This is a genomic window from Mesorhizobium sp. M7A.F.Ca.US.005.03.1.1 (assembly GCF_003997975.1).
Taxonomy (GTDB): domain Bacteria; phylum Pseudomonadota; class Alphaproteobacteria; order Rhizobiales; family Rhizobiaceae; genus Mesorhizobium; species Mesorhizobium ciceri.
On sequence record NZ_RZRO01000006.1, the window covers coordinates 20,411 to 40,783 of the forward strand.

19 protein-coding genes are annotated in these 20,373 nt (G+C 64.4%); 9 read left to right on the top strand and 10 right to left on the bottom strand.

All coding sequences use genetic code 11. The annotated features are described in order from the left end of the window. Positions 1-27 precede the first annotated feature (27 nt). Positions 28-993 (bottom strand): cation diffusion facilitator family transporter, encoded by a 966-nt coding sequence (locus EN990_RS04380; RefSeq protein ID WP_127384769.1) that lies wholly within the window; start codon positions 991-993, stop codon positions 28-30. Between the two features lie 127 nt (positions 994-1,120). Then, a complete protein-coding gene (locus EN990_RS04385) occupies positions 1,121-1,930 on the bottom strand; it encodes a transglutaminase family protein (protein ID WP_127368434.1) in 810 nt (269 codons plus the stop codon). Positions 1,931-2,242: 312 nt separating this feature from the next. Here EN990_RS04385 and EN990_RS36600 point away from each other — a divergent pair, with 312 nt between their 5' ends. Together EN990_RS36600 and sugE are read left to right on the top strand one after the other, a co-directional pair. After that, entirely contained in the window at positions 2,243-2,368 is a 126-nt protein-coding gene (locus EN990_RS36600; RefSeq protein ID WP_013528464.1) for a hypothetical protein, read from the top strand. 205 nt (positions 2,369-2,573) lie between these two features. Then, entirely contained in the window at positions 2,574-2,888 is a 315-nt protein-coding gene (gene sugE, locus EN990_RS04395; RefSeq protein WP_013528463.1) for a quaternary ammonium compound efflux SMR transporter SugE, read from the top strand. Between the two features lie 138 nt (positions 2,889-3,026). Here the strand turns inward: sugE and EN990_RS04400 are convergent, their stop codons facing one another. Then, positions 3,027-3,455, bottom strand: coding sequence for a DUF6481 family protein (locus tag EN990_RS04400; RefSeq protein WP_013528462.1), 429 nt, complete (start codon positions 3,453-3,455; stop codon positions 3,027-3,029). Between the two features lie 278 nt (positions 3,456-3,733). Between EN990_RS04400 and EN990_RS04405 the strand changes: the two genes are divergently transcribed. The 3 genes from EN990_RS04405 (at position 3,734) to EN990_RS04415 (ending at position 7,153) form a co-directional block, all read left to right on the top strand. Continuing rightward, positions 3,734-4,795 (top strand): LLM class flavin-dependent oxidoreductase, encoded by a 1,062-nt coding sequence (locus tag EN990_RS04405; protein WP_013528461.1) that lies wholly within the window; start codon positions 3,734-3,736, stop codon positions 4,793-4,795. 118 nt (positions 4,796-4,913) lie between these two features. Continuing rightward, positions 4,914-6,083 carry an AI-2E family transporter gene (locus tag EN990_RS04410; RefSeq protein ID WP_127368430.1) on the top strand — a complete coding sequence of 390 codons (1,170 nt, stop codon included), beginning with the start codon at positions 4,914-4,916 and terminating at the stop codon, positions 6,081-6,083. Positions 6,084-6,151: 68 nt separating this feature from the next. Continuing rightward, positions 6,152-7,153, top strand: a complete 1,002-nt coding sequence (locus EN990_RS04415; protein WP_013528459.1) for an LLM class flavin-dependent oxidoreductase — start codon at positions 6,152-6,154, stop codon at positions 7,151-7,153. Between the two features lie 34 nt (positions 7,154-7,187). On the opposite strand, the gene EN990_RS04420 is transcribed toward EN990_RS04415, so the two are convergent. Beyond that, on the bottom strand, positions 7,188-8,207 hold the full coding sequence (locus tag EN990_RS04420; RefSeq protein WP_127368431.1) for a LacI family DNA-binding transcriptional regulator: 1,020 nt from the start codon (positions 8,205-8,207) through the stop codon (positions 7,188-7,190). A 220-nt stretch (positions 8,208-8,427) separates the two neighbouring features. On the opposite strand from EN990_RS04420, the gene EN990_RS04425 reads away from it, so the two are divergent. The 3 genes from EN990_RS04425 to EN990_RS04435 are packed head-to-tail and all read left to right on the top strand — an operon-like array spanning position 8,428 to position 12,289. Beyond that, positions 8,428-10,011: a sugar ABC transporter ATP-binding protein gene (locus tag EN990_RS04425; protein WP_127368432.1), complete on the top strand. Its 1,584-nt coding sequence runs from the start codon at positions 8,428-8,430 to the stop codon at positions 10,009-10,011. Then, entirely contained in the window at positions 10,008-11,324 is a 1,317-nt protein-coding gene (locus EN990_RS04430; RefSeq protein ID WP_013528456.1) for an ABC transporter permease, read from the top strand. Before EN990_RS04425 ends, EN990_RS04430 begins: the two co-directional genes overlap by 4 nt. Further along, positions 11,321-12,289 (top strand): substrate-binding domain-containing protein, encoded by a 969-nt coding sequence (locus EN990_RS04435; protein WP_013528455.1) that lies wholly within the window; start codon positions 11,321-11,323, stop codon positions 12,287-12,289. The genes EN990_RS04430 and EN990_RS04435 overlap by 4 nt, the downstream gene beginning before the upstream one ends. Before the next feature lie 42 nt (positions 12,290-12,331). Here EN990_RS04435 and EN990_RS04440 read toward each other — a convergent pair whose 3' ends face one another. From EN990_RS04440 to EN990_RS04465, 6 genes are read right to left on the bottom strand one after another with little or no spacing between them, the layout of a single operon-like run. Then, positions 12,332-12,793 (bottom strand): MarR family transcriptional regulator, encoded by a 462-nt coding sequence (locus EN990_RS04440; protein ID WP_127368433.1) that lies wholly within the window; start codon positions 12,791-12,793, stop codon positions 12,332-12,334. Beyond that, a complete protein-coding gene (locus tag EN990_RS04445; protein ID WP_024502071.1) occupies positions 12,790-13,374 on the bottom strand; it encodes an amino acid synthesis family protein in 585 nt (194 codons plus the stop codon). Before EN990_RS04445 ends, EN990_RS04440 begins: the two co-directional genes overlap by 4 nt. Continuing rightward, the gene (locus EN990_RS04450; protein ID WP_027161095.1) at positions 13,367-14,251 is read right to left on the bottom strand and encodes a thiamine biosynthesis protein ApbE; all 885 of its coding nucleotides are present in this window, start codon (positions 14,249-14,251) and stop codon (positions 13,367-13,369) included. The genes EN990_RS04445 and EN990_RS04450 overlap by 8 nt, the downstream gene beginning before the upstream one ends. Next, positions 14,251-15,792, bottom strand: coding sequence for a 6-hydroxynicotinate reductase (locus tag EN990_RS04455; protein ID WP_127369497.1), 1,542 nt, complete (start codon positions 15,790-15,792; stop codon positions 14,251-14,253). Before EN990_RS04455 ends, EN990_RS04450 begins: the two co-directional genes overlap by 1 nt. After that, the gene (locus tag EN990_RS04460) at positions 15,789-18,623 is read right to left on the bottom strand and encodes a molybdopterin cofactor-binding domain-containing protein (protein WP_127384768.1); all 2,835 of its coding nucleotides are present in this window, start codon (positions 18,621-18,623) and stop codon (positions 15,789-15,791) included. Before EN990_RS04460 ends, EN990_RS04455 begins: the two co-directional genes overlap by 4 nt. After that, complete coding sequence (locus tag EN990_RS04465; RefSeq protein WP_024502067.1) at positions 18,620-19,474, bottom strand: xanthine dehydrogenase family protein subunit M; 855 nt, start codon at positions 19,472-19,474, stop codon at positions 18,620-18,622. The genes EN990_RS04460 and EN990_RS04465 overlap by 4 nt, the downstream gene beginning before the upstream one ends. Positions 19,475-19,732: 258 nt before the next feature. Between EN990_RS04465 and pncA the strand changes: the two genes are divergently transcribed. Next, positions 19,733-20,347 (top strand): bifunctional nicotinamidase/pyrazinamidase, encoded by a 615-nt coding sequence (gene pncA / locus EN990_RS04470; RefSeq protein WP_013528448.1) that lies wholly within the window; start codon positions 19,733-19,735, stop codon positions 20,345-20,347. The last annotated feature ends 26 nt before the right edge of the window (positions 20,348-20,373 follow it).

Below are 20,373 nucleotides of genomic sequence, written 5' to 3' on the forward strand. Positions count from 1 at the left end.
GCAAGGCCGTGAGGCAATGGCACGGTTTTAGTCCAGGGCAGGATCGGATGCGGAATCGATCAGCCTGCGCCGCTGCTCCCAGGTGCCTGACGTCTGCGGCTTGACGAACAGCCGTGTGATCTCCGGCATTTCCTTCTTCAACTGCGCCTCCAGGCGCTCGACGCAAGCTTCGATCTCGGGCGCCGTCAATTGGTCCTCGAACTCGATGCTGAGCCCGGCGACGATCTCTGTCGGCCCCATATGAACGGTCAGGACGCCGTTCGCCCGCTGCACCGCCGGATCCTGCTGGGCGATCGCCAGCACTTTCATCTGCACCTCGGGCGACGCCGGCTCGCCGATCAGCAGGCCCTTGCTTTCGCGGGCCAGGAAGATCGCGGTTGCGCCAAGGATCAGCCCGATGCCGATAGAGGCGGCGCCGTCGAGCTCCGGCATCTCCAGCAGTTCCGCCGCCAATATGCCGGCGAAAGCGACGATCAGGCCGAGAAGTGCCGCACTGTCCTCGAACAGCACGGTGTAGACGCTCGGATCCTTGCTCGACTGCACGGCCTGCAGCCAGCCTTGCCTGCCCTTCTGCCGGCGAAACTCCTTCAGCGCCACCCACCACGAACTGCCTTCGAACAGGAAGGAAAGGCCCAGAACAATATAGTTTACCTTGGCGTTGGCGACCGGCTCCGGCGCCATGATATGGACCGCGCCTTCGTAGAACGACACGCCGGCGCCCAGCGCGAAGACGAGGAGCGCGACGATGAAGCTCCAGAAGTAGAGTTCGCGGCCGTGGCCGAGCGGATGCGTGCGATCGGCCGGGCGAGCGGCGCGGTGCATGCCGTAGAGCAGCAGGCCGCCATTGCCGGTATCGACCAGCGAATGGACGCCCTCCGACAGCATCGCCGAACTGCCGGTAAAGGCGGCGGCGGCGAACTTGGTCAGCGCGATGGCGAGATTGCCGGCGAGCGCCGCGTAGATCACCTTTTTTGAGCCGCCGTGCCCGGCCATGGCATTTGCCCCCGTTCAAGGCGCAGTCTAGCGGCCAGGCCGCTAAAGCTCCACAGGCATCACACCGCGCGAATGTCGGGTCGTCCACGGCAGCGGCCATGAGAGATCGGTCTATGGAAAACGGCGACTACTCGATGATCTCGCTGGTCCACACCTTGAAGCCGGCAAGCGTTCCCGGGCCGAAAATATGGGTCAGCGGCACGTCGGCGGCGTCGCGGCCGGAGGCGATCAGGATGCGGCCGATGCGCGGTGCATTGTTGCGCGGGTCGAAGACATGCCAGCGGCCGCCGAGATAGACTTCCACCCAGGCGCAGAAATCCATGCTTGCCCATGGCTTCGGCATACCGATGTCGCTGATGTAGCCGGTGCAATAGCGCGTTGGGATGTTGAGCGCCCGGCAGAAGGTGACGGCGAGATGCGCGTAGTCGCGGCACACGCCGCTCCGTTCACGATAGGCTTCCGCCGCGGTGCGCGTCGGCCGTGCATTGCCGTAGTTGAAGACGATGTGGCTGTGGACGAAGTCGCAGACCGCCTGCACGCGCGGAATACCCAGCGGCGTGTTGCCGAACAGCCGCCACGCCTCGTCAGCCAGAAGGTCGCTTTCGCAAAAACGGCTGGGCAGCAGGAACAGCAATGTGTCCGCCGGCAGGTCGCGCACCTCGTGCTGCCAGGCCATCAGGTCGCCCATCTCGAAGGTGCCGGGGTCGCGGATCACCGCGTCGGTGCCGAAGGTGAAGCGCCCGGGCGGCGCGACAAGCCGGTTGCACCAATTGCCGAAACTGTCGCGATAGCTTTCGATCGGCACCGGTGGATTGGAGATCAGGAAATCCGGCCGCTCGAGATCGGAGGCCCGCGAATAGTGCACATTCAGCATCGCGATGAGCGGCGTTTCCTGCGGAAAGTCGAAGCTCATCTCGCAGCCGATGTGGATTCGCATTGTCGTCCTGACGGCCTGCCTGACGATCGCCCGGCGAAGCTCGGGTCGATGCTGCAGTGCGAAAATGACCATGGCACGGACCGCCATGGTTTACGAGCAAATTAGAGCAATTCCAGGAAAAGTGTGAAGCGGTTTTCCATCCGGAATTGCGTCAAAACAAAGAGTTAGAGCAATTCACTGTTTCCGCGAAACGGTGAATTGCTCTAGAAACCGGTTGAAAGCGATCCGCTGTCGGCGGCAACAGTCGCTAACCCCTTGCGGTCGGGCGGTTCTCTTGTTTCACTTGGCTTCTCACATCAGGAGGAACGAATCATGGCTAAAGGTGCGATGAAGGCAGGCAAGGAAGCCCGCAAGCCGAAGAAGGACGCCAAGAAGCCCGCTCCGGCTCCGGCGCTGAAGGCGCCGCCGGTCAAGGCGATGAAGCTCAAGGACAAGTAGGTCCGGCGATCCACTTCGCAATAAGATTACGGCCGGCGACACTTGTTGCCGGTCGCTGTTGCTCGAGCGCCCGAAATTCCTATATTGGCGTGGCGGGGGCGACCTCGCACTTCCCCAAATCCGGACGGGACGACCCGCCATTGTTTGACTGATCGTCGGACGCCGAAGTCACTTTTCGGTCCGATGCTCTGATGGAGCGTTGTCGATGTCGTGGATTCTTCTCTTTTTCGCTGGCTTGTTCGAGATCGGCTGGGCAATCGGCCTCAAATACACCGATGGCTTCTCGAAGCTGGTGCCGACCGTGCTGACCGTTGCCTCGATGGTCGTCAGCCTCACTCTGCTCGGCCTGGCGCTGAAGGCGCTGCCCGTCGGCACCGCCTATGCGGTGTGGACCGGCATCGGCACCGTCGGTACGGCACTGCTCGGCATCTGGCTGCTCGGCGAACCGGCCACCGCGATCAGGCTGGCCTGCATCGCGCTCATCGTCTGCGGCATCATGGGGCTGAAGTTCGCCGCCTGACGGTAACGCTTAGGTCTCTTGGTTTGCGCATGTCGTCCTCCCAGAGCCGGGACCAGGGCGACATGCATGGGACAAACACGTTCAGGGCCGCTGCGAGGCGACCCTGATTCTCGAAGCAGATTGCTCCGTAGCCGAGAGCTAGCGGGCGGAGAAGCCCGGAGGCGTCCTGCCGGTACGCTGCTTGCGTGCCGCATAACGCGCGTCACGCTTGGCCTTGCGTTCGGCTTCGTCGGCCAGAAGACGGGCGATGCGCTCGTTCTCTTCGGATTCCCGAATCTTGGCCTCGGCCTGTGCAGCTTCCTCGGCGGCGATACGTGCCGCTTCGGCTGCTGCCTCGCGCTCGGCCTTCTCGACCGCTTCGCGTGCCAGCTTCTCCTGCTTCAGCCGGGCCTTTTCGGCCTCGCGGATTTCGCGGGCCGCAAGGATAGCCTTGCGTTCAGCCTGCCGCGCCAGCACTGCGGGATCATCCGCCGCCGGCTTTGCCTTGAAGCGCTCGAGGAGCGCCTTCTTTGCCTCGTTTGCGGCATTGCGCCGCTCGAAAACGTCTTTTTCCCTGTAGATAGCCAAGTCCACTTCCCTGAAGTCAATTCGCGACGCTTACATACGCGCGAAAACCGAGAGTTCAAGCGCCAAAACGGCATGGCAGCCATGAAATTGTCGGCTGTTGCACTCGGGAGACGCCTTTGGAGCAATTCCAGGAAAAGTGTGAAGCGGTTTTCCGTCCGGAATGGCGACGAAGAGATAGAGCCGAAACCGACATGCACTGTTCACCGTCCGCCCCACTGGCGGCGCGGCTGAGGCGTCGCTACGTCTAGCCCGAAAACCCAACACCAGGATGACATCAAATGGAACTCGGTCTCTACACATTCGCCGACGTCAGCCCGCAGCCGGGCCCCGGTGCCATCGGCCCGCATGAGCGGCTGCGCAACCTGATCGAGGAGATCGAGCTGGCCGACCAGGTCGGCCTCGACGTCTTCGGCCTCGGCGAGCATCATCGGCCCGACTATGCCGCCTCCGCACCGGTCGTGGCCCTGGCCGCGGCGGCCGAGCGTTCGAAGCGCATCAAGCTGACCAGCGCGGTCACCGTTCTGTCTTCCGATGACCCGGTGCGCGTTTTCCAGCAATTTGCCACGCTCGATCTTCTGTCGGGCGGCCGCGCCGAGATCATGGCCGGGCGCGGCTCGTTCATCGAATCCTTCCCGCTGTTCGGTTTCAACCTCGAGGATTATGACGAGCTGTTCGCCGAAAAACTCGATCTGCTGCTTGCCATCCGCGACAGCGTGAAGGTCACCTGGTCGGGCAATCTGCGTGCGCCGATCAACGATCGCGGCGTTTATCCCCGGCCCTTCCAGGACAGGCTACCGGTCTGGATCGCGATTGGCGGCACGCCACAGTCTGCCGCCCGCGCTGGCGCGCTCGGCCTGCCGCTGGCGCTCGCCATCATTGGCGGCGAGCCGGCGCGTTTCGCGCCGCTGTTCGATCTCTATCGCGAAGCCGCCAAGCGCGCCGGCAGTGATCCGGCGGGCCTCGCCACCAGCATCAACGTGCACGGCTTCATCGCCGAGACGACCGAGCAGGCGGCGGACGATTTCTACGGCCCGCAGGCGGAAGTGATGAATCGCATCGGCCGCGAGCGCGGCTGGGGTCCGACCTCGCGGGCGCATTTCGACCAGTCGCGCGGCCCCACAGGCGCCCTGTTCGTCGGCAGTCCCGAGCAAGTGGCTGAAAAGATCGTCGCCCAGCACAAGATCTTCGGCAATGACCGCTTCCTGCTGCAGATGGCGATCGGCACCATGCCGCATGCCAAGATCATGAAGGCGATCGAACTCTACGGCACCAGGGTGGCGCCGATCGTTCGCAAGGAAACAGCCAAGCCCGCCACAGCCGTCACGTCGCCGGCAGCCTGACCCGGAGCCGGCGCGAGCGGCCTCAATCCCGAAGCCGGCTCATGGAACCCTCGCCAGTAACTCTGCGTTTCATGGAGGCGATTGCCGTGCGAAGGGGCGCCGGCTTGAGGGGGTGACCATGAAAACCGAACCCACAGCCTGGGGTCAGGACATTTCCGATGAACCGGATTCGCGCGTCGCGGCTCGCGCCGACACGCGTCTGATGCGCTCGTTGCTGATCGGCATCTTTCTGTTCATGGCCATCTACGCGCTCTACTTCGCCCGCGCCTTTTTCATGCCAGTGCTTCTGGCTTTCCTGCTGGCGCTGACGCTGACGCCGATCGTCCGACTGCTGCGCAAGCACGGTATCCCGGAAGTGATCTCGGCAACCCTTCTGGTGCTGTTGTCCCTTTGTGTGTTCGCCACCGCCGGCTATCTGCTCAGTGGCCCGATCATCGATCTTATCAACAACACCTCGTCGATCGGCCAGAAGCTCACCGAACGGTTGGCGCAATTGCGACAGCCGCTCGAGAAGATCATGCAGATTTCGCATCAGATCGAACAGCTGACCGAGACCTCGCAGGAGTCGGGCATTCAGAAGGTGGCGGTAGCGCAGTCCGGCATCCTGTCGGCGGCCGCCAGCAACATCCTGTCGGCGGGAACAGGCCTCACCATCATCTTCGTGCTGTCGCTGTTCCTGCTCGCCTCCGGCACGATGTTTTATGAAAAGATCATCCAGTCCTTCGCCAGCCTCAGCGAAAAGAAACGGGCGCTGCGCGTCGTCTATGACGTCGAACGCGAAATCTCGCACTATCTGCTCACCGTCACGATCATCAATGCCGGCCTCGGCACGGTCATCGCTCTCGGTCTTTGGGCGCTCGGCGTGCCCAATCCGCTGGTCTGGGGCGTCGCTGCCGCCCTGCTCAACTTCCTGCCCTATGTCGGAGCACTGATCACCATCGTGCTTGTCACGGTCATGGCGTTGATCAGCTTCGATACCATCTTCTACGCGCTTCTGGCGCCGGCCTTCGTGATCTTGTGCGACATCGTCGAAGGCCAGTTCGTGACGCCGATGGTGGTCGGCAGGCGCCTCGAGATCAACGCCGTGGCGATCTTCATCGCCATCGCCTTCTGGTCATGGCTGTGGGGTTTCGTCGGCGCCCTGATGGCGGTGCCGCTGCTGGTCGTCATCAAGGTGTTCTGCGATCATTTCGATGGGCTCAGCCATGTCGGCAATTTTCTCGCCGCGCAGCACGCGGTTGTCGTCGAGGAGGACGACATCGCCGACCCCGAAGCTGTCAAAGGCTGATCAATATTTTTGAATTTGCGGCGCCGCCGGATGCTTCCTACATGCGGTCCTGACACAGGATCCCACCCATGACCGACCTTTCCGTTCTCGACCTGTCGCCGATCGTCGAAGGCAGCGATGCCTCGCAGTCGCTGGCCAATTCGCTCGATCTTGCTCGCCATGCCGAGCGCCTGGGCTACAAGCGTTTCTGGCTGGCCGAGCATCACAACATGCCGGGTATTGCCAGTGCCGCCACAGCCGTCGTCATTGCCCATGTCGCCGGCGGCACCAAGACCATTCGTGTCGGCGCCGGCGGCATCATGCTGCCCAACCATTCGCCGCTGGTGATTGCCGAGCAGTTCGGCACGCTGGCCGCATTGCATCCGGGCCGCATCGATCTCGGCATCGGCCGGGCGCCCGGCACCGACATGGGTACCGCCCGCGCCTTGCGCCGCAATCTCGAGGCCGGGGTCGACAATTTCCCGCAGGATGTCGTCGAGTTGATGGGCTATTTCCAGCCGGCCGAGGAAGGCCAGCGCATCCGTGCCGTGCCCGGCGAAGGCCAGGGCGTGCCGGTCTGGATCCTCGGCTCCAGCCTCTACGGCGCGCAGCTTGCCGCCATGCTCGGCCTGCCCTATGCCTTCGCCTCGCATTTCGCGCCGGCGGATCTGGATCACGCGCTGGATGTCTACCGCTCGCGCTTCCAGCCCTCCGAGCAGCTCGACAAACCGCATGTCATGCTTGGCCTCAACGTCTTTGCCGCGCCCACCGATGCCGAGGCTCGTTTGCTGTTCACCTCGCTGCAACAGGCTTTCGTCAATCTGCGCACCGGCCGTGCCGGCCGGCTGCCGCCACCTGTCGAGAACTATGACCGCGATCTCGATCCGATGGCAAAGACCATGCTCGGCCAGGCATTGTCCTGCGCCGTCGTCGGCTCCCCGGAAACGGTGCGGCAAGGCATCGATGCCTTCGTGCGCCGCACCGGTGCCGACGAGCTGATGGTCACCGCGCAGATTTTTGATCATGCGGCGCGGGTACGGTCGTTCGAGATCCTGGCCGAGGCGCACAAATCGCTGTCGCAGGCGGCCTGACAAGTCCTGACAGGAATATACGCTGGGCGAAAGACTACGCGCTCACGCTCTGCGCAATCGCCCCGAGCGGGCGACAGGAATTGCGGATCATCAGCCGACCCTTGAGCAAAAGCTTGCGCGGCGGCGCGTCCCTGTTGCCGGCGAGACGGTCGAGAAGCAGATTGGCCGCTTGTTCGCCGATCGCCTGCACCGGCTGCGCGACGGTGGTCAGCTGCGGCTGAAACACGTCGGACCATGGAAAGTCGTCGAAGCAGGCAACCGAAATGTCTTCCGGGCAGGACAGGCCGATGTCGCGGATCGCCTTCATGGTGCCGATCACCATCGGGTTGTTGGCCGAGAAGATCGCGCTTGGCCGATCGTGCGAGGACAGCATCTGCATGGTCGCGTTGTAGCCGTCGATCTCATGAAAATTGCCGAAGCGGATCAGCTCCTCCGCGATCGGCAGGCCGGCGGCGTGAAGCGCCTCGCGATATCCCGCCATGCGGTCATGCATCGGCGAAATGTCCGACGTGCCGGTGATGTAACCGATGCGCCGGTGGCCGAGATTGATCAGATAGGTGATGGCGTCGAACACCGCGCGCTGGTTGTCCAGCACCACGGCATCGGTGTCGACGCCTTTGCAGATACGATCGAGCAGCACCACCGGCATGTTGGCGTCGTCGACGATCCGCTTGAGGATCGCGCCGTCGCCGACGCGCGCCACGATCAGCCCGTCGACCATGCGATCGAGCAGCAGCTTGATCTGATCGTCCTGGGTGTTCAAATCCTCGTCCGTGCAGCACAGCATGACGGCATAGCCGGCCCGGTCGAAGGCCTGCTGGATGACCGAGACGACATCGGTGAAGAATGGGTTGGTGATGTGCGGCACGGTCAGTCCGATCGTGCGGGTCGTGCCCATCTTCAGGCTGCGGGCGATCGCGTTGCGCTTGTAGCCGATATCGCGGATCGCCTGTTCGATGCGCTGGCTAAGCTCCGGACTGACCGTCGCCGTGCCGTTGATCAGCGCCGAAACGGTGGCGACAGAAACACGCGCCGCTTCAGCCACATGAAGCATGGTGGGCGCGGTGGATTTCCGGTGTTTTTTTTGCCCTGATGCTGTCATTTTCGAAACGTTTCGCCACCCTTGCCGGCCAATACGTACGGAATCCTGTCCTTTTTAGCAAGAATCGAAATGCAGTAAACATGCGGCACCTCATATCAGCTTGACATGATCGAAACGTTTAGATTAGCGTTTGCGGGAAGTTGACGAGGACGGAAGGGAGGCCGCCATTGTCATGCGAGAGAGCAGTTCCCTTTCCCCGCAGCACGGCGCTGCCGATCGGTCGGACACCGTTCTGAGCGCCGAGCATATTTCCAAGAGCTTCGGCGGCATCGCCGCCCTGGTCGATGTCGGCTTCGAGCTGCGGCGCGGCGAGGTTCATGCCTTGATGGGCGAGAACGGCGCCGGCAAGTCGACGCTGATGAAGATCCTCTCCGGCGTCTACACCGGCTATGAAGGCACGGTCAGCGTCGATGGCCACCCTGTCAATTTTGCTGGCGTACGCGACGCCGAGGATGCCGGCATTGCCATCATTCATCAGGAGCTCAACCTGGTGCCCGAACTCAGCGTCGCCGACAACATCTTCCTTGGCCGCGAGAAGCTGATCGCCGGGCTGATTGTCGACCGCAAGGCAAGCAGCCGCGCGGCGGGCGCTTTGTTGCAGCGGCTCGGCATCGAGCTCGATCCGCAAGCCCGCGTCGGTACCCTGCGTGTCGGCGAGCAGCAGCTGGTCGAGATCGCCAAGGCGCTGTCGATGTCGGCACGCATCCTGATCATGGACGAGCCGACCTCGGCGCTGTCGCCGGCCGAATGCCAGCGGCTGTTCCGCATCATCCGCCAGCTTGCCGAGAGCGGTGTCGCCATCGTCTACATCTCGCACCGCATCGACGAGGTCATGCATCTGGCCAGCCGCGTCACCGTGTTTCGCGACGGGCGCCATGTACTGACCGAGCCGATGGCCAGGCTGGACGAAGATGCGATCATTTCGGCGATGGTCGGACGCAACCTGCTCGCTTCCTCCCAGGAAGAGCGCCACTCCGGCGGCAACATTGTGCTTTCGGTCGAAAACCTGTCGCTGTCGAAGCCCGATGCGCATGGCTGGCGCACGGTGATCGACGGCGTTGGCTTCGATCTTGCCGCCGGAGAGATCCTCGGCATTGGCGGGCTGCTGGGTTCGGGCCGAACCGAGATCCTGGAGGCGATCTTCGGCTCGAGCGATGGCCGCACCGGTGGCGAAATCCAGGTCGACGGCCGGCCTGTGGATATCCGTTCGCCCCGCGACGCAAGGCGGCTGGGCATTGCACTGGTCACCGAGGACCGCAAGACGCAAGGCCTGCATCTGCAGGCTTCGATCGCAGACAATGTCGCGCTGCCGCTGGTCGGGTCGCTGGCCCGCTTCGGCATCCGCTCGCTGGCCTCCGAGCAGGGGCTGGCGCGGCAGGCGGTCAAGGCGCTCGGCATCCGCTGCCGGGACATCGACCAGCCTGCCGGCACGCTGTCCGGCGGCAACCAGCAGAAGGTCGTCATCGGCAAGTGGCTGGCGACCAGGCCAAGGGTGCTGTTGCTGGACGAGCCGACGCGCGGCATCGATGTCGGCGCCAAACGCGAGATCTACGACCTGATCTTCAAGCTGGCGCGCGATGGACTGGCCATCGCCGTCATCAGCTCCGAACTGCCGGAGCTTTTGCATCTCTCCGACCGCATCCTGGTGATGGCCGATGGCCGCCAGACAGGCATTCTTTCCCGCGATGCGGCCAGCGAGGAGGCCATCATGCGTCTCGCCGCCCCGCGCAGGACCATATCGAGACCAGCCGCATGACTGCCCTGAAACTCCTGTCCCGTACCAAGCTCTATTGGGGCCTGATCGCCATCTTCCTGATCGGCGTGCTGGGCTCGCCGATGAGTTCCAAGGGCAACAACATCTTCCTCTCCTACGGCAACCTGCTCGACGTGCTGCGCCAGGTCTCGACCACCGGGCTGATCGCCACCGGCATGACGGCTGTCATCATCACCGGCGGCATCGATCTCTCCGTCGGCTCGCTGATGGCCATCTGCTCGGTGGTCTGTGCCATGCTGCTGACGGTCCCAGGCGTGACGCCGGGCGTCGTGCTGGGCGTGCCGACCGTCGCGCTGGTGGCGCTTTGCCTCGGTTTCGTCGTCACCCGCTTCATCTTCCAGAACCTGGCAAAGTCCCGTGCCGGCGCCGATCTCGTCCGCGAGATCAGGCTGGACGGGATTCGCGGCCTGATCACGCCCGCCGTCGTCGGCGTGGTCTTGTGCTGCCTGTCGCTGTGGTTTCTGCTGCCGCAGATCGAGCCGAAATTCGGCGTGCTCGGCGTGCTGCTGGTGGCGCCGTGCGTTGGTTTGCTGTTCGGCGCGCTCAACGGCTTCATCATCGTTGCCGGACGGCTGCAGCCCTTCATCGTCACCCTGGCTATGATGGTGACGGCGCTCGGCATCGCACGGCTGACCGCCGGCCAGAACAATGCGGTGCTGCCGGTCTATACCGGCTCCAACGCCACCGCCGATTTCGAGATCCTGCGCTCGCTGGTGTTCGGCATCATCCCGATGCCGGGCCTGTTCTTCCTCGGCGCCATCGTGATCTACGGCGCGGTGCTGCGCTTCACGCCGTTCGGCCGCTATGTCTATGCCATCGGCGGCAACGAGGAGGCGGCGCGCCTCTCCGGCATCGCCGCCGGCCGCGTCAAGATCGCCACCTATGCCGTCTCCGGGCTGCTCGCCGGCATTGCCGCCGTGCTCTATGTCGCGCAGTACCGGCAAGGCAAGCCGGATGCCGGCGCCGGGCTGGAGCTCGACGCCATTGCCGCTGTGGTCATAGGCGGCACCAGCCTGATGGGCGGGCGCGGCAGCCTCATCGGCACGTTCTGCGGCGTGCTGATCTTCGGTCTGCTCTCCAACATCCTGCAGCTCCACAACATCAATTCGAACCTTCAGCTGGTGCTGAAGGGGATGATCATCATCGGCACCGTGCTCGTGCAGGAGCGCAATGCCGGTGATCTCCTGGCCTATCTGCGCCTGCCCGGCGGGCAATCGGCGCACAAGGAAACGGCCGCGGCAAAGCGGCCGTCGCAAGAGACACCGTCTCTCAATCTCGGAGGAAACAAAAAATGAAACGACGTGACATGCTGAAGCTTGCCGCCGTGACCGCGGCACTGCTGACCACCACCGCGCTGCTGACCACCGGCAATGCCTATGCCCAGGACAAGAAGTGGAAGATCGGCTTCTCGCAGGTGACGACCATCGAGCCCTGGCGCGCGCAGTTCAACAAGGACATCCTGGCCGAAGCCGCCAAGCACCCCGAGGTCGAGCTGATCATCACCGACGGCGAGGACAAGACCGAAAAGCAGGTCGCCGATGTCGAGAACCTGATCCGCCAGGAGGTCGATGCGCTGTTGGTGTCACCGAAGGAATCGGCCGGCCTGACCGGCGTCGTGCAGCAGGCGATCGACGCCAAGATCCCGGTCTTCGTGCTCGACCGCAATGTCGACACCAAGGACTACACGCAGTTCGTCGGCGGCGACAACGCGCTGATCGGCCGCGCGGCCGGCGAATATGCCGTCGAACTGCTGGGCGGCAAGGGCAAGGCTGCAGGCAACGTCGTCGAGATCTGGGGCGGCATGGGCACCCAGCCGGCGCATGACCGCCATGACGGCTTTCACGAATTCACCGACAAGGAGCCGGGCATCAAATATCTGCTCGACCAGCAATCGGGCGACTGGAAGCAGGACCAGGCCTACAATCTGATGGCCAACGCGCTGAAGAGCAACGAGAAGATCGATCTCGTCTACGGCCACAACGACCCGATGGCCTATGGCGCCTATCTCGCCGCCAAGGATGTTGGCCGCGAGAAGGACATCAAGTTCATTGGTATCGACGGCCTGCCCAATGAAGGCGTGCAGATGGTGAACAAGGGCGAGCTGACGGCGACCTTCACCTATGTCACTCCCGGTGCCGAAGGCCTGCGCCAGGCGATCAAGTTCCTCAACGGCGAGAAAGTCGAAAAGACCATTACCCTACCAACCGAGAAGATCACCAAGGAAAACGCCGCCCAGGTGCTGAAGGACAACGGCCTCTGAGGCAAACTTCCTGCCGGGTGCCTCCTTTGGCGCCCGGCGGGTCTAAGCCAGCTTCACCAGCAGCTTCATGAAGGTGGCGATCTCCTTGGCCGAGAGCGGCGCCAGCGTCTCCTTTGTGATCTCGCGCGCCGGCGGGATCAGGCGCTCGATGGCATCGCGGCCTGCCGCGGTCAGATTGACCAGCAGCCGTCTTTTGTCGACCTCGTGCCTGGAAAGCTCGACCAGGCCGCGCGCCTTCAGCCGGTCGATGACGCCCTTCACCGTCGCCGCATCCATAGCGATCAGCGTGCCGAGCTGGTTCTGCGAGGTCTCGCCGACGTCACGCAGCTTGGCCAACGCCGCGAATTGCGGCGGCGTCAGATCGCCGATATGCGCGGCAAAGATCGCGACATGGCGCTGATGCGCCTTGCGCAGGATGAAGCCGACCTGCTCCTGCAGCAGGTAACCCTGGTCGTCCGGCGCCTCGACCTCGACCAGCTTGAGCAGATTGTCCTCGCCGCTCACCGCAGCCCATCCCAGGCTTTGATGTCATCGGCCGCGAGACCACCCATGCGATCGTGGATGCGCGGGCCACAAGTCATGGCGAGGCAGAACAGGATCTCGTCGGGGCGCGGACCATCGGACATGCCGACTTCCATGGCGTCGAAATGGCTGCGCACATAGGCGGCGTTGATGTGGCCGAGCGGCACGTCGAGCTTCGAACCGAAAGCGCCGACCTTCTTGGCCGACGGCACGATCGCCTTGGCGTCGCCGAGCCGCTCGCGCATGGCGTAGCCGCCGGGCACATGCCAGAGCGCGCCGTGTTCCAGCTCACCTGCGGTGCCGACAATGGCGCCTTTGCCGTAGCCGTCGATCTGCTTGACGTCGCCGCCGAGCGCCGCGATCAGCCGGTCGGCGAGCAGCAGGCCGAGCGGCTTGAGATCGTCCATGGCGCTCTGCAGCTCCTCGACATAGCGCCCGGCGAACGGGTTCTTTACCAGCGCCATGGCGGCGGCACGGCGGCGCGGCACCTTGGCCACCGGCCCGCCCTCGTGAAAGATCTCTTCGGTCAGAACCGCGATCTTGCGGATCGGAAACTCAGGCATGGGCAACTTCCTCCCTCGAAGTTTCGTTGGGCGCGGCCAGCGCAACCGAGCCACTGATGCGGATCTCGCCGCCGAGAAACAGCGCCGACCCGGCAATAAGCCCCCGCCGGCGAAAATCTTCGGCGACGGCAAGGCCATTGTCCAGCGCGCGCGCCACTTCGCCAAGGGCAAGCGTGCCGACGCCTTGCGTCACCAGCCGCGAGCCGAGATCGCTGTCGGGCGACAGTTCGTGTGCGGAAATGCGCTTGATGGCGGGATTGCCGGGCAGGTCCACCGCGTTGGCGATGAGCGTCGCCGCCGCATCGGCTTCGGCGCCGGTCCGCGCCAGCACGGTGACGGCGTCGGCAATGCCAAGCGAGAAGGAGCGGCCACGCCAACCGCTGGTGGCGACGCCGCGAACGCCATCTTCCGCGCGGATCGTGATCCGGTCGGCCATGCCGTTGCCGGTACCGGCTACCGCCAGACCCATCGACTGGCCCTTGCCGATATGGAGCGCGCAGTCGCCGCCATTGTTGACATAGGCGCGCTCGATCTTGCGACCGGCAAGCAATGCGGCGAGCATTTCGTCGGCTACCGATCCCGCGACGGCCGCCATCGGAGTTATAAAGCATTCCGCCAGGGGCATGACGGCTGCCTCCATGCGGCGCGCCGTCGGGCCGGCGAAGGTGCGCGGCGCCAGGAAAAACGCCGGCAGCCGCAATTCGGGGAGTTCCTCGACCAGCTCCACCAGGATCGTCTGGAACCGCGCTATGGCCTGTTCATAGGCTCGGCGGCATTCATCCGCCTCACCAAAAACCTCGACGATCAGGTCGATCGGCCCGTGGTTGAGATGCAGCCGCTTGCCGTCCTGCAGCCAATGGGCTTGCGGGCCTTGCATCACCCGGCCCCGTTCGAGCCGGCACGACGTAGCTGCGCGAGTGGCGGCCATGGATTGTTGGCTTCGGCGCCTGTGCCGCGGCGCGGATTCAGGTACTCACCGCCTTTTGCGACAATATCCTCGACGCTGCGGATCTCCGCCTCGTACCCGCCGAGCCTGACATAGTCGTCGCGGCGCAGCGTGAATTCGATCGGCGCCACCAGCGCCGGTGTAGGCACATAGCCGAAGGCGCCTTCCGGCACCCGTGTGACATCGACCATCAGCGTGATGCCGCCGCCCGGCCAGACATAGACCGGCGCACCGCCGACCGTGACATAGGTGGTCAGGCCCTGAACCGAGCGGGTGAGATTGACCGGGTTTTCGGTGACGCCGGCGCGCAGCGAACCGCCGGCGCCGCCGATGAACAGCACCGTGCACAAAGCCGGCTCGCAATTGTCCTCGATCAGGCCGACCGATTTTTGCAGCCGTTCCGGAAACGGTTTTTGCACCGGCTTCAACTCGTCGTCGAGCTCGTAATAGGCGAATTGCTCGCCGGTGGTCGAAACCATCAGCAGCGACAGGCCCGGCCGCGCACCCTTCTTGGCGTTCCACTCGCCAAGGATCGACAGCGGGTCTGAAATGCTGGTGCCGCCCCAGCCGAGGCCTGGCTCAGACACCTTGAAATAGCGGCCCGGCGTCGAACGGCGGCCGAGGATCTTTATCCCTGTGTCCTGCCAGCCCAGCACCTTGCCGGCCTGATGCTCGGAAACGACGCCGGTGATGTGGTCGTCGACCACCACCACCTCGTCGACAAGGCCGCGCCATTGCGTGGCGAACATGCCGATGGTCGCCGAGCCGCAGCCGACGCGCATGCGATGTTCCTGCTTGCCGTCGATGACAGGCGCTTTGCCGGCTTCGACTGTTATGGCGGCGCCGCCGTCGATGGCCAGTTCCACCGGCTTGCGGTTGCACAGATTGAGCAGCGCGTCGCAGGTGGCGCGTCCTTCGGCCTTCGAGCCGCCGGTCAGATGATGCACGCCGCCCAGCGACAGCATCTGCGAGCCATACTCGCCCGTCGTGACATGGCCGATTGCCTCGCCTTGCGATCGCACAATAGCCGTCTCGGGTCCGATATGCCGGTCGGTGTCGATCTTCACCTTGACGCCGCAGTACGAAAAAATGCCTTCCGTGACGACGGTGACGAGATCGACGCCTTCGACTTCCTGGCTGACGATGAACGGCGCCGGCTTGTAGTCGGGATAGGTGGTGCCGGCGCCGATTGCGGTGACGAAGCGGCGGCCGGTGTTGACCAGTTCGCCGTCCCATTGTTCGCCCTCCGCGACGAAGGGCACGATTGCCGCGCCGGCCTCGGCCGCATGGTCGAGGATGGTCAGCGGGTCCATCCGCACGATCCTGCCGCCGACATTGCCGTAGCGGTCGCAGGCGCCGGTGCGACCATCAGCGATGTAGCACATCACCGGACAGGCATCGCAGCGGATCTTCTCCGCCACCAGCTTCTCGCCGGGATCATGGGTCTCGAAGCGTTCGGCAAGCTCGCTCATCGGCGTGCTTCCTTTTCGCGGATGCCATCTTTTTCGCGGATGCCAGCGCGGATACGCGTCGGCGTCGCCGGAACCTTGGTGATCAGAACGCCGGTGGCGTGGCGGATGGCGTTGAGGATTGCCGGCGCCGTCGGGATCAGCACATGCTCGCCCAAACCCTTGGCCCCAAAGGGTCCTTCCGGATCCGGAACTTCTATCAGGATGGTCTCGATCGGCGGCACGTCGCCAATGGTCGGGATGAGATAATCGTGCAGATTCTCCGTGCGGCCGGGGATGTACTCTTCCATCAGCGCCATGCCGATGCCTTGCGCGATACCGCCTTCGATCTGGCCTTCGGCCAGCAGCGGGTTGATCGCCTTGCCCACATCATGCGCGGCGGTGATCTTGATCAGCTTCACCGTGCCGAGCTTGAGATCGACCTCCAACTCGGCAATCTGCGCGCCATAGCCGTAAACGGCGTAGGGTTTGCCCTGGCCCTTGGCATCGAGGGGCAGCGTCGGCGGGTCGTAGCTCTCCTCGGCGCGGAAGACGAAGCCCTCGGCATCCAGGTCCAACGTCGTGAGATCAATGCGGCGGGTGGCTTCGCCTTCGCGGATGACGATCGCCGGGCCGTCGAGTTGGAGAGCGGCTTTTTCCGAAACATTGGCGAAACGCAGGATCTTTTCACGCAAGGCGCGGCCGGCCTTCTCGGCCGCCTTGCCGGTGACGAAGGTCTGGCGCGAGGCCGATGTCTTGCCGGCATCGGGAGTAATTGATGTATCGGCGCTCTTCAGCTGGAATCTCTCCAGCGGCAGGCCGAGCGCGTCGGCGCAGATCTGGGCGATGACCGTGTTCGAACCCTGGCCGATATCGACCGCGCCCTGGTGCAGGATGACCGTGCCGTCGGCCGCGATGCCGACCCGAATGGTCGACGGATTGGGCAGCGAGGTGTTGCCGCAGCCATACCAGCAGGACGCGACGCCGACGCCGCGCTTTCTATCTGTGTTGCCACTGTTGAATGCCTCCGCATCGGCCGCCGCGCGCGCCCAGTGCGGCCGCAGCGATTCGAGGCATTCGGCAATGCCGACGCCGGAGTCCAGAAGCTGTCCTGTGACCGTTTCGGAGCCGTTACGAAGGCAATTCTTCAAGCGAAAATCGAGCCTGTCCATGCCGAGCTTGCCGGCCAGCTCATCATAGAGGGTCTCCTGCATGATCGTCGCTTGCGGCACGCCGAAGCCGCGGAAGGCGCCGGAGATCGGCCCATGCGTATGGATGGCGCGGCCTTCGGCGCGGTAGTTCGGCGTCGCGTAGGGTCCGGAGGCGTGCACCGGCACGCGGTTGGCCACGGTAGGGCCCCAGCTTGCATAGGCGCCGGTGTTGAAATTGCCTTCAAAAATCATGCCGGTGACAAGGCCGTCGGCATCGGCGCCGATGGTCGCCTTCATCTCGGCCGGATGGCGCTTGGTGGTCGACATCATCGATTCGGTGCGGGTGTAGGCAAGTGCCGCCGGCCGCCCTGTCTTCATCGCCACAAGGCCGATCAGCGGCTGCAGCGAGACGTCGAGCTTCGAGCCGAAACCGCCGCCGGTCGCGGTCGGCACGATGCGCACCTTGTCGACGGCAAGGCCGAGCACCTTCGCCGTCTCGTCGCGGTCCATATAGGGCGCCTGGGTGCAGGCGACGACGACCAGCGTGTCGCCGTCCACATAGGCATAGCCGGCTTCCGGTTCGATATAGGCGTGCTCGACATAGGAGGTGTCGATGACGCCGGACACCGTGAACGCTGCACCGGCAAGGGCCCCTTCCGGATCGCCGCGTTCGACGAAGCCGGAGGTCAGCAGGTTTGCCGGTCTGTTCTCATGGATGAGCTTGGCACCGCCGGCGCGCGCTTCGCAGGATTGGAGAACATGCGGCAATTCGGTCCAGCGGATCGGAAAATCCGAGAGGTCGATATCGAGCATCGCCTCGCGCTCGCCAGCGACCAACGCCACCGCCTCACCGCGAAGGCGGGCAAACCCTTCGGCCAGTGCCGGCTGGTCGGCGAAGGGGCCGATGACGCCGAAACAGTTTTTTCCCGGAATGTCGGCGGCGGTGAAGACGCAGGCGACACCGGGATGTGCCTTCGCCCAGCCATCGAGGTCACCGAAGGCGAAGCTGGCGTGGTAATGCGGAGAGCGGACCACCAGCACGGCCAGCGCATCGGCGGGGAAAGAATCGCCGCCGAATTTCTCAGCCCCGGTGACCTTCGGCACGCCGTCGAGCCGGATGGGCGAGGAACCGATCGCGTGGCCTGACCGGGGCAAGCGGAAATCCAGGCTTGCTGCCTGCAGGGAGGCATCCATCACTGCGGCAATGATCTTCCGGTAGCCGGTGCAGCGGCACAGAATTCCGCCGAGCGCGTCCTGTACCTCGACCTCGGTGGGGCTCGCCTTCTTCTCCAGCAACGCCGTCGCCGCGACCAGCAGCGCCGGCGTGCAAATCCCGCACTGCGCAGCGCCATGGGCGAGGAAAGAGGCCTGCAACGCCGACAGCCGGCCGTTGGCAAGCCCTTCCACGGTCGTCACCGATGCGCCGGCAGCGGACGCCGCCGACATCAGGCAGGCGCAGACGGGATCGCCGTCGACCAGCACCGTACAGGCGCCGCAATCGCCGGCATCGCAGCCGACCTTGGTGCCGGTCAGCCCCAGTTCGTCGCGCAGCACCAGGGACAGCCGGCGCAGCGGCGGCACATTGACCGATACGACGCTGCCATTGACCTCGAAGGCGATGTCAACGCGCTCCGGGCCGCGAGCAGGCCGAACGGCGCCCAGGTCGGGCACTGCTTCACGCACGTCAGGTTGAACCTGGCTCATGCCGCCACCTCTTCGCCAGTCGTCCGCCCCACAGCCGCAAGCACGGCGCGGGCAACAATCTCGCGCACCGCATCGAGCCGGTATTCGGCGCTGCCGCGCACATCGGCGATCGGCGACAGTTCGCTCATCGGCGCGGACAGGACCGCATCGGCAAGCTCGCCATCCACCGGCAGCCCGCACAACGCGGCTTCGACGCCGGCCAGCCGCTTGGCCACCACCGAACAGGAGCCGGCCGCGACCGCCGCTTGCCGGACGGTGCCATTGTCGACGGCCAGACGTGCTGCCACCATGGCAATGGAAATGACGAGATAGCGCCGGGCGCCGAGCTTGACGAAAGCCGACGTGCCGCTGGGCTTCGGCACGCGGATCGCCGTGACCATCTCGCCGGGCAGCAGAGCCGTGCGGCGGTTGCCGAGAATGAAGTCCTGCAACGGCAGGTGCCGCGTCGCTGCCACCGAGCGCAGCTCGACCTCGGCGTCGAGGACGAGCAGGGCCGGCACGCCGTCGGCGGCAGGCGAGGCGTTGCAGAGATTGCCGGCGACCGAGGCGACGTTCTGGATCTGCGCCGAGCCGACCTCTCGCGCCGCCTGCTTCAGCGCCTCGAAGGCCGGCGGCAAGGGATGGCGGACGATGTCGGTCCAGGTCGTGCGCGCGCCGATGACGAAATGGTCGCTCGTCTCGGCAATGCCGCAAAGCGCCGCCAGGCCGTTAACGTCGAGAACATTGTCGCGGATCGGTTTGCTGCCCTGTGCCGGATAGAAATCGGTGCCGCCGGCAAGGATGCGCCAGGCGCCCTCGCCAAGCAAAGCGAGCGCTTCGTCGACCGAGGTGGGTTTCGCGTAACGGATCACGCTTTGCCTTCCCGAAAAGAGGCCTTCCAGAGCTGGTACTTCGAAAGATCCTTCCAGCACAGGGGTCGGAAAATTCATTCGTATGCAAATGATATCAAGCTGGCAGGATTTGTCAAAGCCGGAGTTTGCCGCGGCGCCGCCGGCACGCATTTGTTATGGCTCGAGAGGTTGACGCGGCCGGCCATCTGGTCAAGTTTCTGCGTCCGGTCGCGTCAGCGGCATTTTCCACTGGAGCCTGCATACGGAAGAGGAAAGCCCATGGCCGACGAAGCGCTTGTCGTCATCGACCTGCAGAACGATTTTTGTCCCGGCGGCGCGCTGGCGGTTGCCGGCGGCGACGAGATCGTGCCGCTGGTCAACGACCTGATCCGGCGAACCGACCATGTCGTGCTGACGCAGGACTGGCATCCCGCCGGTCACTCCAGCTTTGCTTCCAGCCATCCGGGCGCGCAGCCCTTCACCATGATCGAAATGCCGTACGGCCAGCAGACGCTGTGGCCGGACCACTGTATCCAGGGCAGCCTGGGCTCGGATTTCCATTCCGGCCTCGCCTGGACCAAGGCCGAGCTCGTCATTCGCAAGGGATTTCGGCCTGATATCGACAGCTACTCGGCCTTCTTCGAGAACGACCGCACGACCCAGACCGGCCTTGCCGGCTACCTCCGGGAGCGCGGCATCGACACGCTGACCCTGGTCGGGCTGGCGACCGATTTCTGCGTCGGCTTTTCGGCGCTGGATGCCGTCAGCCAGGGCTTCAAAACCACAGTGCGGCTGGATGCCTGCCGCGGCATCGATCTCAACGGTTCGCTCAATGCCATGCTGCAGCGCATGCGCGACGCCGGCGTGAGGCTCGAAGACCCTTTGTCGGACTGACGGATCGTGAGGCACAAGAGGGGCTT